Here is a 14,658-nt window from a genome sequence, read left to right on the forward strand (position 1 = left end):
GGACCAGGATGTCGGTGATCGCGAAGACGCCGCCCGACTCGGTGAGTTGCTCGATGCTGCGCGGCAGTGCCCCGTCGAAGCCGAGCCACCAGAAGCCGTCGCTGCGTACCGGGAATCCGTAGGCGCATCCCACCAGGCCGTCCGCTTCCGCGATCACCATGGCGAACCCCGGCCGACGGATGTCGCCGGTGAGACGGTTCAGAAAGTCCTGGCGGCCGGGAGGGCGGTACTCCTCACGGGGTGATGTCTCGCGGGAGTCCACGTACAGGTCCGCGAGCCCCCCGGCCAGGCCCTGCGCCTGCCAGCGGTTCACCCGACGCAACCGCAGCGCGTCCATGGTGGACGGCTCGCCGCCACGGGGCTTGTGCGGCTGCCCTCGTCCTGACCGGGCCGTCACCGCGCATCGCCCGAGAGGACAGAGGCAAGCGGAACAGTCCGGTGCGGCGAGGCCTGGGCGGCCGGGGCTGGGACACCCTCGAGAGGAAGTGACAGATGCCCGAGCGGAACGCCAAGGAGCAGGAACCCGGAGTCGGTGAGGTCGAGTATCAAGCCCAGCATCGGTGGCGGATGGTGCAGTCGCAGGGCTCCGCCGGCCTCCGTGGTCCGCTGTGAAGCGTAAAGGAAGGCATTGAGGCCGCTGCAGTCGCAGAAGGTCACAGGGGTGAGGTCGACATCGACGATGCGGATGCCGTCGCTCAGGCACCGCGCCAGTGCTGCGCGCACCAGGGGCGCCGATTCCAGGTCGATCTCACCGGCCAGGGTGATCAGCGCCCGGTTCTGTCGATCATGACGGTAGATGGTGAGCTGGGGGAGGGGCATGACGCCTCGGTTCAGAAGGCCATCCGACAGTGCACGCGGTGACGACCGGGATTCCCGACCCCCTTGGCGCGCTCCTGGCAGGGGCGTACGTTCGGCGGAGGTGGAGCAACGGTCGGTCCGACAGCCTGTGCGACAAGACAGAGGACCCACCCAGTTCCCTCCAGGGATGCGCCGGGTGACGGACGAGAGATCCGCTCCCCGCAGCCATCTGTGTCGAGCAACGACAAGCCGCCGGGGTCTGGGACGTCCGTACAGCAGCATAGTCCTTTGCCCAGTCCGGAGGACGGTCTCGGAATCCGCCTATTCCCAGGTTGTGGACAGTGTCACAACGCGGTGGCGCGCACACATCCGGTGCCCTGCACGGTACTTGGGCAGGCAGCGCGAAAGCGGCGGCCAACACCCGCTCAGGAATGGCAGTCCGTCGACTGCCCGAGGAGGTGGCTTCGCATGACGGAGCCGAACAGTCCAACCCTGCAGAAGCCCGATCCCGACGAGCCGAGCACCGAACTGGGCACAATGCTGCAGGCCGCACGGCCCGGGCCTCAGGAACCGCCGGAGACCCGCGGCAAAACGACCATCGCGGACGGGGTGGTGGAGAAGATCGCCGGGCTCGCCGCACGGGAGGTCCCCGGAATCAACGCACTGGGCGGCGGATTCACCCGCACCATGGGAGCCGTACGCGACCGGGTCCCGGGCGGGCACGCGAGCGCGGGCCTCGGCGTCAAGGTCGAGGTCGGCGAGAAACAGACCGCCATCGACCTCCAGGTCGTCGTCGAATACGGGGTCAACATCCGCGAGGTCGCCGCAGAGGTTCGCGAGAACGTGATCGCGGCGGTGGAACGGATGACGGGCCTGGAGGTCGTCGAAGTGAACATCGCTGTCAACGACGTGCACCTGCCGGACGAGGACACGCCGCAAACCGGCGAGGACCGCGTGCTCTAGATGATCGATTCCAAGGGGGGCTCGACGAGACGAGTGTGACTGAGCGTGCTACTTGGCCAGTTGAGCGGCAGAGTCGGCTTCGGCCACACGCCTTCCCCAGGCCCTGACCGTTGATCTCGCGGGTCAGGCATCTGCGCAATGGGGACGGCCGGCCTGATGGACGTGTTCGGGCACGCCGACAAAGAGGGGTGAGGCACGGAACCTGCACGTGCGGTTCCATGCTTTCTGCCGACCTCGGCGAGCCGACCGCCCGCATCACACGCGACCCGATCAGTCGTCTCGGGCGTCAGGTGGGTGGGAGCCGCTCACGGCAACCATCGCACCGGGGACGTCTGGCGGATGTGGATGAGCACATCGAATGCGTCGGCAAGGCGAGCGACGGCAATGTGTTCGGCAGCATCACGGGATGGGTCGTAGACCCCGCTGATGACGCGGGCCTTTGCGGGACCGTCCCATCGGCGGCGTACGCCGTCGAGGCGCAGGTCCAGCCAGTGGGCGGCCAGATCCGTCTCGCCCAGCTTCGCGTCGATCAGATCTCCGGCCGGCTCCGGGACGGCGACGATACCGAGGTCTCCGTGGTGGAAGCCGATGGCCACGGAGACATACCGGGTGCCGTATCGATCGCGCAGCAGGCTGCCGACGCTCGGTTGCGGACCGCGCTCGGGCGCCAGCCCCATGGTCACAGGGGACGCCGAGGTGTGAGCGATCCCGTCCCAGTAGACCACGCGCAGGCCCGTCCGACGCTGGTAGTCACTGATGGCATCGGCCCAAACGGCAGCATCGCTGGCGTAGTTGCCGCGCCCAGCGACGCTGCGTTCATGGAAGTGCACGATCAGACGCATGCGCGCCAGGATGCCGTCGGCATAGTCGACACCGGGCAACGATCGGATGAGCGCGAGCGCATCGCGGGCATGGTCGACGAACGGGCGCCCCGGGTGCATCCCCCGAGCGCGCTGCACGTGCTCGTCGGTGTGGTGAGCGGTGCGGATCGGCTCCAGGTGGGACGCCACCTCCGCCCACCGTTCCGGGAACGATTCACGTACGTGATTCAGGACGGCGTCGTAGTCCCCGGGCTGTGCCTGTACGGGTTTCACACCGAAGATCCGGATGGGGTCGTGGGGGTGGTCCTGGTTGAACGCCCGTATCCACTCCAACGTCGCAGCCATCTCGGCGGTGCGCCAGGGGCGCCAGGCGGTGTCGAGGGCGGATTCGGCCGAACCCTCGCCGGCGTGCACGTACCTGTCTAGGTCGGCGGCGACGCCGGCGCTGTCCTGGATGGCCAGTGCCCGGAACCCGTGGTGCTGGACGAGCCGACGGAAGAGTTGTTCTCGTACCCCGAAGGTCTCCCGGGAGAATCGACTGGACTCCCCGATGCCGATGACCGTTGCAGCGGCGGCAATCTTCTCGGCAAGCTCATCAAGCGTGGCGCCGGATAGCGGGACGGCATTGGTTTGCCGAGGATCGGACGACCCCATACCTGAGGGAAGGGAGCCCTGCGGAGCGGTGGTGTCATTCTTCATGCCCCCAGGCTCTTACCTGAAGTGCAGTTGAGGTCAAGGAGCCCGGTCAACTGACCACCTGAAGCACCAACTGGCCAAGTAGCGCGCTCAGTCACAACGAAAACGAGGGTGTCCAAGATTGTTGTGTGACGAACAACCTGGACACCCTCGCAACGGCACTCTATGCGACGACCGACGATCTGCTGAAGGAGCGTGGGGACCTGGCGCCGTGGCGGCCGGCCGTGGGGATCGCGCCGCGGCTCACCGACGCCGAGCTGGTCACCCTCGCGGTGATGCAGGCCATGCTCGGCTTCACCTCCGAGGCCAGGTGGCTCCGGCATGCCCGGGCCCACCTTCGGCACCTCTTCTCGTACCTGCCCCAGCAGCCCGGCTACAACAAGCGGCTACGCAAGGCCGCCGAGCTGCTCCGCCACGTCACTCGGATCCTGGCCACCAGCACCTCGGTGTGGAGCGACGACGTATGGATCGTGGACTCCGCGCCCATAGAATGCGGCCGCTCGCGGGAGACCGTAAAACGCTCCGACCTGGCCGGATGGGCCCAGTACGGCTACTGCGCCAGTCACAGCCGCTACTTCTGGGGCCTGCGGCTGCACCTGGTGTGCACCCTTCAGGGCCTACCCGTCGCCTTCGCCCTGACCGAGGCCAAGGTCGACGGGCGCGAGACCCTGCTGGACCTGTTCGCGGCCGAACCGCACCTCCTCGCCTCCCGGCCCGGCCAGACACTGATCGGGGACAAGAACTACTTCGGCCACGACTTCGAAGGCGAACTGGCCGAGTACGGCATCCAGTTGCTCCGGCCGACCCGCAAGGGCGAACAACAGCGACCCGGTGGATCCCTGTTCAAGCCGTTGCGGCAGGTCATCGAGTCGGTCAACGAAACCTTCAAGGGACAACTCGACCTCGAACAGCACCGAGGCCGCACGCCCAACGGCGTGATCGCCCCTGTCATGCAGCGCATCCTCGCGCTGACCGCCGCGGTCTGGCACAACGACCACACCGGCTCGCCCGTCCTTCGCTCACTTACCGCCTACGACCACTAACCACAGACCCCTTGGAATTAATCATCTAGTCGCGAGGCGGGCAGGGGCAAGGACTCCGCCCCATCGCTCCTCCGCGGAATGGGGACAGTCACGGACTGCAGGCGGTGATCGCCTGACCCGGGCGCAACTCAGCCCCGCTGATGGGCAATACCCGGCCGCTCCCCGTTCGGATCCGCCGGCAGGAGGATGGAGCGCATCGTTTCCTCAGCGCCGACGTCCGCTTCCCCGGGAGGACCAGCCAGAGCCCACGCCGGCCGAGTGCACAGCGAGGAAAGCAAGCCCGGCAAGCATGAGGCTCGTCGGGCTGAAGATCACCTCGGTCGACGTCTCGGTGACACGGATGATGAAGGCGATGACGAAGAGTGCGGCGGCCACGAATGCGAGCATCTGTCTACCCCTGCCGATGGACGACGAACCACACCTGATCCCGGTGGCTGCGCCGCTACCTGCTGGGTTCCCCGGACGGCGCCGATCAGTCGCGTAAATCCCGTGCCGGAGTCGGCGGCGATATCCCGTCGCGTGACCTGCTGATGCTGTGAACGAGGCAACCGGGACTGCTGCAATCGCGAACCCCCTCGGCCGCCCAGCCCGCAAGTCGACCCAACCGACATGTCGAGCACCCGCGGTCGATGTCGCGCTCCTCGCCCTCAGCGCCACCTCCACGACGCCCGCCACCACACCCTCCGGAGCCTCGGGCACCGCACACACCAGCGTGCCCCTCCCACCCCCCCGACAGTGGACCGGGCCGAACGGGCGATGAGCCGACGGGCCGTCCGCCGGGCGCGCACGCCGTCATCTCCGGTCCGCCGTAGGAGGCGCCGCAGTGCCCGGCGCAGCTCCTGTCGTATCGGTTTCGGGAGCGCCTCGTCCTTCGTCGTGGCGACCAGAGCAGCAGCCACGTCCCGGAGCTTGATGTTGCAGTGCTGCGACACGCGCACCAGCAGATCCCAGTCCCTCTCATTGGAACAGGGCGCCAGGGCCACTGCCGCGCGCTGGTCGATCACCGCACGGCTTGCCAGCGCGCGGCCCAACTGCTCGTTCCTTGGCGCGCAGTTCGACGACCTCGGCACGGCGAGCAGTAGATTTCGGTCGGCGTGTCATCGAGGACCGGTCTGGCACGCACGGTGTGTGCGACCTCCTGTCCGCACAGCGTGGTGCGGGCATCACTCTTGGCCCTGACGTGCCACATGACCCCGGCACCGGTCGTCGCAGGGTCGGCGATCATCTCGTACATCGGCCTCTCCCCTGGTTGAGACCCCGGTGGGCCGTGGGTCGCTTCGTCTGGGGCGAGCCGCGCACCGTGCTGCTGGCCGGACGACACTCCGTGAACACGCTCACCAACTCGTCGTCGGCGGCCCGTCCACCCCTGGCCCTTCGGCATGCTGCCCCAGTGTGGCTGTTGCGGCGGATTGTTGGCGCGCCCGCAATCGCGGGAATGAAGCAGGAGCCCAATCCCCTTCGGTGGGTGTCGGTGGGCACTCGCCGCAGGGGCGGGTTGGGGACCGCTCGAAATCAGGGCCTGCGCGGTGTTGTTGGTGGACCGCCGCCTTCCGCTGCCCGCTGGGGTTCGTCGGTCACTGCGGGTCCGGTCCCGGGAACCGGGCTCTCACCTGCGTCTGCTTCGCTGGACTCCGCTGCTGTCCCCGTCGCCGTCCAAGCGGCGCAGTACAGCAGCAGCCTGGCCATGAGGTTGATCCACAGCACGACGGCGACCGGGACGGCGAAGGCGCCGTACATGCTCTTTCCCGCGACGCCCTGGAAATAGCCGGTCAGCAGCAGCTTGAGCAGTTCGAAGCCGACCGCACCGATCAGACCGGCGACCACGACCGCACGTCGGCCGGGATGCACCCGCGGCAGCCGGGTGAGGCAGTAGACCAGGAGCAGGAAGTCGACGAGCAGGGCAATGGCCAATCCGGCGAAGAACAGCAGCACCCGTCCCGCCCCGCCCTCGATCCCGACCTTGTCGGCTGCCCAGCCGACCGCGCTGTTCGCGAACACCGAACTGCCCATCGCCACCAGCCCGACCACGCCGAGACCGACCAGCACCCCGGTGTCCTTGATCCTGAGCAGGATCGGATTTCCCGGGTCCTGCTCCTTCTCCCAGACCGCACGCAGACACCCGCGAAGGGCGCCGACCCAGTTGATGCCGATCACGAGCAGCAGCGCGCCCGCAATGAGCCCGACGGTTCCGGCGTGCGCGACGAGGCCCTTCAGGTTCAGCAGGTTGGAAAGGCCCGGCGCCTGGCCGGCAATCTTGTCCTCAAGCTTGCTGAGCTGGTCCTTGCTCAGCAGCTTGGCGCCGATCGCCGCGCCCGCAGTGATCAGCGGAAAGAGCGCGACGAAACTGATGTAGGTGACGGCGGCGGCGAGCCGGGCCCAGTGGGTCTTGGCCAGCCGCTCGTACGCCCGCCACACGTGCGTACGCATCAGCCGTGCGATACCAGGAAGCCTTGTCAGCCGATCCATGGTGAACACCTACTCTCAGCGTACCCACGGCGGGAGAAGAGGCATGTGGCGGCGAAATCCGCTTTCCGTGCTGAGATCGTTTAGCCGCCAGTTCAGGGACAGAGCAGTCGCGGAAACCTTGATCTCTCCGGTGGCGGAAACGATCCCCCACCCACTGGCGGACACTAAAACTCCCCGTAGACAGCAAAACTCCCCACTCTGCACGGCTTCCACCCCTAGCGGAACGGCCCAACTGGAACCATCGACCCGTACTTCGCCGGGCCCGGGGCGGAGTGGTCAGTGCTTGAAGGCGTCCTTGATCTTCGCTCCGGCCTGCTTGATGTTGCCCTTGACTTGGTCGCCGCGGCCTTCGGCCTGCAGGCGCCGACTGCCGGTGGCGCGGCCGGTCGTCTTCTTGGCGCCGCCTTTCATCGCTTCGGCTTTGTGCGCGATCTTCTTCGCGATACTCATGGGTTGCCACCCTGGGTGAGTTGTCTGCTGGGGTTCGGTGGCAGGAAGATCGGTGGCGCTGGCCGGCCACCGATCTGGCGTGGGGGCGATCTACCGGGGGGCGGATCGGCGCCCGAACAAGTGCAGTCTGCTCCGACGACCGCCGTCCGGGGCGGGAGCGCGATCACCGTGGGGTGAGTCCCCCTGCGCGTTCGCGTTCTCCGCGCGGGCGGGCTCGCGTTGGTCGCCCCGGTCGTCGCGGCCCCTCCCGGCAAAGGTCGTCTCGCGGCGCGACTGATTGACTCCGCGGCGCGATGCGCTGCCCCGGCGAGAAGAGCGGCGGCGGGCACCGGTCAAGAGCAGGCTCAGCCCGAACAGGGCCGCCGCTCCGACGACGATGCCGTACAGGAACAGCGTGCCGGTGGAGCCGGTCATGCCGTGGCCGAATACCGAGAACCCGCCGGTGAGTTCATGCCCGCTGCCGCTGTTGGTGAGAACACCGGCCACGCCGACGACTACCGCGGCGATCAAGACGATGAGTCCGAGGATGGCGATCATGACCTGCTCCAAGGATCTACCTGCTTCTCCCACGGTAGAACCGCACCGTCCACGAAGCCACCGCGGCAGGGACGGCAGGATTCTCCCGGACTGGCGGCTCACTCGCTGGAGACCATCGACCGCGACACCGTTCGATCTTCCAGGTGGTCGTAGGCGAGCGAGGGCTTGGTGAGTCGGGCGGTATTGCCGCTCGAAGAGCACCCCAGCCGAGGCGGGCCTGGTGAACCGGCCAGTGAACTACTCCCCGCTGCCGGTCAGCACCTCCTCGGATGGCATTCCGAAATGCCACATGGCCTCGGCGGACGCCGCTGCGGGCCGCCCGGCCCGACGGCTCCGCCGCAACCTTGGCGATCATGACATAACGGGAATGATTATCGATCCCCGTGATCAGCTTGCACTCCCGGCCTCCGGCCGGGAAAACGGTTCGACACCCGGAGACCGGCGACCGCCACGGCGAAGGCATCTCGCCCGGACGGCCTGGAACATCAGGAGGTCAGCGGGATTCGGAAGCGGTTGCCGTGGGGGCAGGTCAGCCCACAGTGAGAGGGAGAGCATTGTGGGAGATCGGAGGACACCGTGATCGCCCTGGGAGTCATTCTGCTCGTCATCGGGTTCCTGGCCAAGATCGCCATATTGTGGACCATCGGGATCATCTTGGCCGTCATCGGACTGATCTTGTTGCTCTTGGGCGCTCTCGGGCATGGGGGTCCGCGGGAGACGGCACTACTGGTAGAGGGCCCCCACACCCGCACGGCGATGAAGTCCCGCGCGTGTAGAGCCGATGGCCGGCGGTGTAACGACGACCGTGTGCAGCTCGCATCGCTGCGTGCTCACCCGTGAGATCAAGATCGTGTGGGGAAGTCCCGATGAGAGTGCGGCGCACCGCGTGCCTGGGCAGTACGTCACTGGGCCGTCACCGCGGGGTGCCTGAAGAAGGTGTCCTGGCGATGGGTGGTAGGCGTCAAGGAAACGGCCCCGAGGAGTCACTGAGCGGCTGACCGTTCCCGGCCGCCGGGGGTGACACGGATCGTCTCGGTGCTGGGCGGTGCCGCTGATGGCCCTGGTGGCAGTGTGTCACCGGGTCACAGTGGTCCGGGGTGGCTGAAGCGGCCGGCCCGGCGTTGGATGCGGTGCCGGCGGGTGCGGTGGCGTACCGGCGCAAGTGCGGCTTGCGCGTCGGCGTGGGCGTAGAAGACGTGCTTGGCGCCCTCGATCAATACCAGGTAGAGCACGACCATCAGGGCCAGGGTGAGGACGAGTCCGGGCGGCAGGGACCGGAAACCGAGTGGCCCCGCGAGCGGTGACATCGGCAGGGCGACACCGGCGGCGACGACACCGATGGCGCTGACCAGCAGGGGGCGGCTGGGCCGGCTGCGGTAGAACGGCACCCGGCGGGTGCGGATCGCGAAGACGACCAGCGCCTGCGTGGCGAGGGACTCCACGAACCAGCCGGAGCGGAACAGTTCGGCGCCCGTGTGGAAGATCTCGAGCATGACGGCGAAGGTGAGGAAGTCGAAGGCCGAGCTGACGGGCCCGAAGAAGAGCATGAAGCGACGGATGAAGGCGATGTCCCAGTGCGAGGGCGCGCGCAGTTGCTCCGGGTCGACGTGGTCGGTGGGGATGGTCAACTGGCCGGCGTCGTACAGGAGGTTGTTGAGCAGGATCTGCGAGGGCAGCATCGGCAGGAAGGACAGCACCAGGGAGGCTCCGGCCGCGCTGAACATGTTGCCGAAGTTGCTGGAGGTGCCCATCAGGACGTACTTGATGGTGTTGGCGAAGATCCGGCGGCCCTCGGCGACCCCGTCGGCGAGTACGCCGAGGTCCTTCTCCAGGAGCAGGACGTCGGCCGCGTCCTTGGCCACGTCGGTCGCGGTGTCCACGGACAGCCCCACGTCGGCGGCGTGCAGGGCCAGGGCGTCGTTCACGCCGTCGCCGAGGAATCCGACGTCCCGTCCCCGGCGCCGCAGCGCGCGTACGACTCGGGCCTTGTCCTGGGGCGAGACGCGGGCGAAGACGCTGGTGGTCTCGGCCGCCCTGGTCAGCTGGTCGTCGTCCAGCTGACCGATGTCCCGGCCGGTCAGGGCCCGGCCGGGCGGCAGGCCGAGGTCGGCGCAGACTTTCTGGGCGACGAGCGCGTTGTCACCCGTACAGATCTTGACGGTGATGCCGAGGTCGGCGAGGCGGCGCAGTGAGGCGGCGGCACCGGTCTTGGGCGGGTCGAGGAAGACCAGGAAGCCGGCCAGGCATAGCCAGTACTCGTCGGCGGCGGTGAGGGACGTCTGCCCGTCCGCGTCCCTGGTGGCGACGGCGACCACCCGGCTGCCCGCCGCGAAGTGCTCCTGGAGCACCGCTGCGGCCTCGTCCGGTACGTCATCGCAGCGGGCCAGGACCGCCTCGGGCGCGCCTTTGGCGACGAGCAGGCGGCTGCCGTCCGGACGCTCGACGAGCGCGGAGCCCAGCTGCCGGTCGTGGTCGAAGGGCAGCAGCGCGAGCCGGTGGTAACCGGCCGGGGGTGTACCCGTGGCCTGCCACAGCGCGATGTCCAGCGCGTTCCCGCCCACCTGGTCGAGGTCGCCCTCGGTGGCCAGCAGGCCCAGCTTCAGCACGGTGTCGGAGAGTGCGCCGGCCGGGTCGAGGGCCGCCTCGAAACGGATGCGACCCTCGGTGAGCGTGCCGGTCTTGTCGGTGACCAGGACGTCCATGTCGCCCAGGTCCTCGATGCACACCAGCCGTTTGACGAGGACCTTGCGCCGCGCCAGCTGCCGTGAACCGGTGGCCAGGCTCGTGCTCACCACGGCGGGCAGCAGCTGCGGGGTGATGCCCACCGCGATGGCCAGCGAGAAGAGCAGGGCGTCGAGCAGCGGCCGGTGGAGCAGGAGGTTGATGACGAAGATTCCCGTGGTGAGGGCGGCGGCGACCTTGAGGAGGAGCATGGAGAAGCGGCGCAGTCCCGCCTGGAAGTCGGTCTCCGGCTGCCGTTCTCCCAGCCCCAGCGCGATCCGCCCGAACTCGGCACGGCCCCCGGTGGCGACGACCACTCCGGTCGCGCTGCCCCCGTGCACCACCGTCCCCATCAGCGCGCACGAGGCCAGTTCGGCCAGTGCCGCCCCCGCGCCGACCGGCTCAGGGTCCTTGTCGGCGGGGGTGGACTCCCCGGTGAGGACGCTCTCGTCGCAGGCGAACGCGGTGCACTCCAGCAGGCGCAGGTCCGCGGGCACCACCTGCCCCAGCGTCAGACGTACGACATCGCCCGGCACCAGCTCGGTCACATCGACCTCGGTGGCCGCACCGTCCCGGACCACGACGGCCGTGTGGCGCACCCGCGAGTGCAGGGCCTGTGCCGCCTTCTCCGCCCGGTACTCGTTGACGAAACCCAGCGCCACGCTCAGCACCAGAATCCCCGCGATGATGACCGCGCCGGTCCGCTCGCCGAAGAAGAACGAGACCCCGGCCGTCACCGCCAGCAGGATCAGCAGGGCGCTGCGCAGTTGCCGCCCGAGCACCGTCAGGACGCGGACGTGGTGCGTGCGTACGGCGTTCGGCCCGACGGCCGCGAGCCGCTCGGCCGCCTCACCCGTCTCGCCCCCCGACAGGCCCTCGGGACTGCTCGCGAGCGCGGCCAGTACGGCCTTCGCGTCTTCGGCGGCGGCGTCCCCCACCCGCAGCTCTGCCACACGGGTGGTCACTGGCTCCAGGTCCATTCGGCTACCTCGGGCAGGTCCGCCCCATGGGTGCGGATCCAGTCGTGATGGCGGTAACGGACGTCGACCATTCGCTGCCGCAGCGCCGCCGCGCGGACCGCGAGGCCGGGCACCCGGTCGATGACGTCCATGACCAGCCGGTACCGGTCGAGGTCGTTCCGGACGACCATGTCGAACGGGGTCGTGGTGGTGCCCTCCTCCTTGTAGCCGCGCACGTGCAGGTGCAGGTGGTTGGCGCGGCGGTAGGCGAGCCGGTGGATCAGCCACGGATAGCCGTGGTACGCGAAGACGACGGGCTTGTCGGGGGTGAACAGTGCGTCGTACTCGCTGTCGGGCATGCCGTGCGGGTGTTCCTCCGCGGGCAGCAGCCGGGCGATGTCGACGACGTTGACCACCCGTACCGCGAGTTCGGGCAGATGGAGACGGAGCAGCGAGGCCGCTGCCAGCACTTCGAGGGTGGGTACGTCGCCCGCGCAGGCGAGCACCACGTCGGGCTCGCCGGGGTCGGACTCGGTGCCGGCCCAGGCCCAGATCCCGGCGCCGCGGGCGCAGTGCGCGCGGGCGGCGTCGAGGTCGAGCCAGTCGAAGCAGGGCTGCTTGCCCGCGACGACGACGTTGACGTAGTCGCGGCTGCGCAGCACGTGATCCGCCACGGAGAGCAGGGTGTTGGCGTCCGGGGGGTAGTAGACCCGCACGACCTCCGGCGATTTGTTGAGTACGTGGTCGACGAAACCGGGGTCCTGGTGCGAGAAGCCGTTGTTGTCCTGGCGCCACACGTGCGAGGTGAGCAGGTAGTTGAGGGAGGCGATCGGGCGGCGCCAAGGGAGCCGGCGGGCGACGCGCAGCCACTTGATGTGCTGGTTCGCCATGGAGTCGACGATGTGGACGAAAGCCTCGTAGCAGGAGAACAGGCCGTGCCGCCCGGTGAGGAGATAGCCCTCCAGCCAGCCCTGGCAGGTGTGTTCGGAGAGGATCTCCATCACCCGGCCGCCGCGCTCCAGGTGTTCGTCCGTGGGCAGGACCTGGGCCTCCCACGCCTTGCCGCTCGCCTCGTAGACGGCCTGGAGGCGGTTGGAGGCCGTCTCGTCCGGGCCGACCAGCCGGAAGTCGCGCCGCTCGCCCGTGTCGGCCATCACCTGCGCCAGCAGGTCACCGAGGACGCGGGTCGGCTCGTGCGCTGTCGCGCCGGGCTTGTCGACCGGGACGGCGAACCGCTCCAGGGGCGGGAGGGGCAGGTCGTGCAGCAGCAGACCGCCGTTGGTGTGCGGGTTGGCGCCCAGACGGTGTGCGCCGTCGGGGACGCAGGCCAGGACCTGTCCCCGGGGGCGTCCGTGCTCGTCGAAGAGTTCCTCGGGCCGGTAGGAGCGCAGCCATCGCTCCAACTGCCGCAGGTGGTCCGGGTTTTCGCGTACGGCCGGCAGCGGCACCTGGTGCGCTCGCCAGGTGCCCTCCACCGGGAGGCCGTCGACCTCGGCGGGTCCAGTCCAGCCCTTGGGCGTGCGCAGCACGATCACCGGCCAGCGGGGGCGTTCGGTGATGACGGAGCCGGTGCCTTCGGTGCGGGCGGCGTGCTGGAAGGCGGCGATACGGTCCAGGGCCTCGTCCATGGCGCGAGCCATCGCCTGGTGGACGGCGTGCGGGTCGTCGCCGGTGACATGGAGGGGCTCGTGGCCGTATCCCCTGAGCAGTGAGTCGAGTTCGGGCTCCGGTATCCGGGCCAGGACCGTCGGGTTGGCGATCTTGTAGCCGTTGAGGTGCAGGATCGGCAGGACGGCACCGTCCCGTACTGGGTCGAGGAACTTGTCGGAGTGCCAGGAGGCGGCCAGCGGGCCCGTCTCGGCCTCACCGTCGCCGATCACGCATGCCACCAGGAGCCCCGGGTTGTCGAACGCGGCCCCGTAGGCATGCGAGAGGGAGTAGCCCAGCTCGCCACCCTCGTGGATCGATCCAGGGGTCTCGGGTGCGACATGACTGGGGATACCGCCCGGGAAGGAGAACTGCCGGAAGAGGCGAGCCATGCCGGCCGCGTCCCGCGGGACGTTTGGGTACGTCTCGGTGTAGCTGCCCTCCAGCCAGGAGTTCGCCACCACGGCCGGCCCGCCGTGACCGGGCCCCCAGACACAGATCGCGTCCAAGCCCCTGGCTTTCACGACCCTGTTGAGGTGGGTGTGGACCAGGTTCAGTCCCGGTGAGGTGCCCCAGTGCCCCAGCAGTCGTGGTTTGACGTGCTCAGGTGCCAGCGGCTCGGTCAGCAGGGGGTTGGACATGAGGTAGATCTGCCCGACGGCCAGGTAGTTCGCCGCGCGCCAGTGGGCGTCCAGCGCGCTCAGTTCCTCCTCGTCGAGGCGGTCGAGGTCGTCGCGGGTGTCGAGCGTGTAGAGGGAGGTCTCGGGAGGGGGGCGGAGTGGCATGACGAACCCTTCTTGCAGGGGTCTGGTCAGGAACTTCCGGAACTGAGGCCGGGGAGGTGTTCGATTTCGTCGATGAAGGCGCGGGCGACGTCCGAGAGGCGGCGGTTGTGGGAGCGGGCGTAGGCCCTCAGGGTGGTGAAGGCCTGTTCCATGTCCGTGTGGCGGCGCTCGGCGAGCTTTCCCTTGGCCTGTTCGATCAGGACGCGGCTGCTGAGGGCTGTCTGCAACTGCTCGTTGAGGAGCGTGCTGCGCTTGCTGGTGCGTTGTTGCAGCAGGCTGATGGTGGCGACGTCGGCGAGGGCCTGTGCGAAGAGGGTGGCTGCGGGACTGATGGGCGCCGGGGTGGTGTGGAAGAGGTTGAGGGCGCCGACGACCTCGTCGCGCAGGCGCATGGGCAGCGCCTGGACGGCGGTGAAGCCGCTGCGCTGGGCCTGGGCGGTGAACAGGGGCCGGCGGGCGGCCTCGTCGCGCAGGTCGTGAACGGAGACCGCGATTCCGGTGTGGAAGCAGTCCAGGCAGGGGCCTTGGTGGTTCTGGAGCTGGAAGAGTTCCAGGAGGCGCACCCGTTCGTCGGAGGCGGCCATGACGCGCAGCACGCCGTCACGGTCGGCGAGCAGGACGCCCGCCGCGCTCGCATCGAGCAGGTCGACGCAGCGGTCGGTGAGGAGGCGCAGGAATTCCATGAGGTCGAAGTCGGCGACGAGACTGTCCGCCAGCTCGACGAACGTCCGGGCCATCAGCTGTTCCTTCATGGTGCGCACCTCTGTGTGTG

At 68.7% G+C, this 14,658-nt stretch carries 12 protein-coding genes and 2 pseudogenes; 3 read left to right on the forward strand and 11 right to left on the reverse strand.

Annotated elements, in window-relative coordinates:
• Together ACIBK0_RS48270 and ACIBK0_RS48275 are read right to left on the reverse strand one after the other, a co-directional pair.
• A pseudogene (locus tag ACIBK0_RS48270) lies at positions 1-337 on the reverse strand (hypothetical protein); the annotation flags it as partial.
• A 56-nt stretch (positions 338-393) separates the two neighbouring features.
• Positions 394-819, reverse strand: coding sequence for an STAS domain-containing protein (locus ACIBK0_RS48275; protein ID WP_399095716.1), 426 nt, complete (start codon positions 817-819; stop codon positions 394-396).
• Positions 820-1,266: 447 nt separating this feature from the next.
• Between ACIBK0_RS48275 and ACIBK0_RS48280 the strand changes: the two genes are divergently transcribed.
• Positions 1,267-1,761, forward strand: coding sequence for an Asp23/Gls24 family envelope stress response protein (locus ACIBK0_RS48280; protein WP_399095719.1), 495 nt, complete (start codon positions 1,267-1,269; stop codon positions 1,759-1,761).
• 305 nt (positions 1,762-2,066) lie between these two features.
• On the opposite strand, the gene ACIBK0_RS48285 is transcribed toward ACIBK0_RS48280, so the two are convergent.
• A complete protein-coding gene (locus ACIBK0_RS48285; protein WP_399095722.1) occupies positions 2,067-3,281 on the reverse strand; it encodes an erythromycin esterase family protein in 1,215 nt (404 codons plus the stop codon).
• 125 nt (positions 3,282-3,406) lie between these two features.
• On the opposite strand from ACIBK0_RS48285, the gene ACIBK0_RS48290 reads away from it, so the two are divergent.
• Entirely contained in the window at positions 3,407-4,321 is a 915-nt protein-coding gene (locus ACIBK0_RS48290; RefSeq protein WP_399095725.1) for an IS982 family transposase, read from the forward strand.
• Positions 4,322-4,525: 204 nt separating this feature from the next.
• Here ACIBK0_RS48290 and ACIBK0_RS48295 read toward each other — a convergent pair whose 3' ends face one another.
• From ACIBK0_RS48295 to ACIBK0_RS48315, 5 genes are all read right to left on the reverse strand, one after another.
• Positions 4,526-4,696 (reverse strand): hypothetical protein, encoded by a 171-nt coding sequence (locus ACIBK0_RS48295; RefSeq protein WP_391015250.1) that lies wholly within the window; start codon positions 4,694-4,696, stop codon positions 4,526-4,528.
• Between the two features lie 272 nt (positions 4,697-4,968).
• Positions 4,969-5,391, reverse strand: a complete 423-nt coding sequence (locus ACIBK0_RS48300; RefSeq protein WP_399095729.1) for an ANTAR domain-containing protein — start codon at positions 5,389-5,391, stop codon at positions 4,969-4,971.
• Between the two features lie 442 nt (positions 5,392-5,833).
• On the reverse strand, positions 5,834-6,787 hold the full coding sequence (locus ACIBK0_RS48305; protein WP_399095732.1) for a YihY/virulence factor BrkB family protein: 954 nt from the start codon (positions 6,785-6,787) through the stop codon (positions 5,834-5,836).
• A 276-nt stretch (positions 6,788-7,063) separates the two neighbouring features.
• Positions 7,064-7,237, reverse strand: coding sequence for a CsbD family protein (locus ACIBK0_RS48310; protein WP_078983438.1), 174 nt, complete (start codon positions 7,235-7,237; stop codon positions 7,064-7,066).
• A gap of 90 nt (positions 7,238-7,327) precedes the next feature.
• On the reverse strand, positions 7,328-7,774 hold the full coding sequence (locus ACIBK0_RS48315) for a hypothetical protein (RefSeq protein WP_399095736.1): 447 nt from the start codon (positions 7,772-7,774) through the stop codon (positions 7,328-7,330).
• 576 nt (positions 7,775-8,350) lie between these two features.
• On the opposite strand from ACIBK0_RS48315, the pseudogene ACIBK0_RS48320 reads away from it, so the two are divergent.
• Positions 8,351-8,507, forward strand: a pseudogene (locus ACIBK0_RS48320) (DUF6131 family protein).
• Between the two features lie 349 nt (positions 8,508-8,856).
• Here the strand turns inward: ACIBK0_RS48320 and mgtA are convergent.
• Genes mgtA through ACIBK0_RS48335 form a run of 3 tightly spaced genes read right to left on the reverse strand, consistent with a single transcriptional unit; the run spans position 8,857 to position 14,638 of the window.
• The gene (mgtA, locus tag ACIBK0_RS48325) at positions 8,857-11,475 is read right to left on the reverse strand and encodes a magnesium-translocating P-type ATPase (RefSeq protein ID WP_399095739.1); all 2,619 of its coding nucleotides are present in this window, start codon (positions 11,473-11,475) and stop codon (positions 8,857-8,859) included.
• A complete protein-coding gene (locus ACIBK0_RS48330) occupies positions 11,457-13,886 on the reverse strand; it encodes a phosphoketolase (protein ID WP_399095742.1) in 2,430 nt (809 codons plus the stop codon). Before ACIBK0_RS48330 ends, mgtA begins: the two co-directional genes overlap by 19 nt.
• A gap of 26 nt (positions 13,887-13,912) precedes the next feature.
• Positions 13,913-14,638: a GAF and ANTAR domain-containing protein gene (locus ACIBK0_RS48335; RefSeq protein ID WP_399095745.1), complete on the reverse strand. Its 726-nt coding sequence runs from the start codon at positions 14,636-14,638 to the stop codon at positions 13,913-13,915.
• Positions 14,639-14,658 lie beyond the last annotated feature (20 nt).

This window comes from Streptomyces sp. NPDC050564 (assembly GCF_044457265.1).
Classification (GTDB): Bacteria; Actinomycetota; Actinomycetes; order Streptomycetales; family Streptomycetaceae; genus Streptomyces.

Coding starts and splice junctions, on each gene's coding strand:
- mgtA (WP_399095739.1), bottom strand. CDS start 11,475: ATGGACCTGGAGCCAGTGACCACCCGTGTGGCAGAGCTGCGGGTGGGG.
- ACIBK0_RS48335 (WP_399095745.1), bottom strand. CDS start 14,638: ATGAAGGAACAGCTGATGGCCCGGACGTTCGTCGAGCTGGCGGACAGT.
- ACIBK0_RS48275 (WP_399095716.1), bottom strand. CDS start 819: ATGCCCCTCCCCCAGCTCACCATCTACCGTCATGATCGACAGAACCGG.
- ACIBK0_RS48315 (WP_399095736.1), bottom strand. CDS start 7,774: ATGATCGCCATCCTCGGACTCATCGTCTTGATCGCCGCGGTAGTCGTC.
- ACIBK0_RS48285 (WP_399095722.1), bottom strand. CDS start 3,281: ATGAAGAATGACACCACCGCTCCGCAGGGCTCCCTTCCCTCAGGTATG.
- ACIBK0_RS48330 (WP_399095742.1), bottom strand. CDS start 13,886: ATGCCACTCCGCCCCCCTCCCGAGACCTCCCTCTACACGCTCGACACC.
- ACIBK0_RS48280 (WP_399095719.1), top strand. CDS start 1,267: ATGACGGAGCCGAACAGTCCAACCCTGCAGAAGCCCGATCCCGACGAG.
- ACIBK0_RS48305 (WP_399095732.1), bottom strand. CDS start 6,787: ATGGATCGGCTGACAAGGCTTCCTGGTATCGCACGGCTGATGCGTACG.
- ACIBK0_RS48310 (WP_078983438.1), bottom strand. CDS start 7,237: ATGAGTATCGCGAAGAAGATCGCGCACAAAGCCGAAGCGATGAAAGGC.